Origin of the sequence: uncultured Microscilla sp. (assembly GCF_947493425.1) — a bacterium.
GTDB lineage: Bacteria > Bacteroidota > Bacteroidia > Cytophagales > Microscillaceae > Microscilla.
Genome location: NZ_CANLRP010000476.1, coordinates 1 through 506, shown reverse-complemented (window position 1 = coordinate 506; position 506 = coordinate 1). Strand labels below are relative to the sequence as shown.

The window sequence follows — 506 nt, the reverse complement described above, 5'->3', positions numbered from 1 at the left end:
AGGGCATTACGGCGAACCGTGGCTTCACTAATCAAACCTTCCTGAATAAGCGACAGGTTATCACTGAAATATTTTTCCGCCATTGTCACAGTGCTGCCTTCCTCAGTAAATATTTGAATGACTTCTTCTTTGGAAGGTACCGGATTTACCAGGTGTTTTGATTCTTGCTGACCAGATGGTGCGGGTTTGTTTTCGGTCATTTCTGTGGCAACAGACTGATTCTTTTCGCTTACCTGAGTTGATTTTTTTTCTGAATAAATTTCCTCTTTTACCTTTTGGTTTTCATTTGTGGGGATAACCGATGCTTTTTTTTCCAAAGCATTTATTCTGTTCAGGAGCGACTCATTGGTTTTAGCAGTTTCTTTTTGCCGTTCCTGTTCCCTGGCTTCCAGGGTTGCAATTCTTTTTTCCATAGCCGCCACTTTGCTCAGGAGCACCTGAGTGTTTGCACTGGCTTCCTTTTGCCGTTCCAGTTCTCTGGCTTCCATTGCCTTTACGTTTTTTTC

The 506-nt window shown here is 42.7% G+C and carries 1 pseudogene; it reads right to left on the bottom strand.

The window, feature by feature from the left end:
- Positions 1–506, bottom strand: a pseudogene (locus tag Q0954_RS34395) (hypothetical protein); the annotation flags it as partial.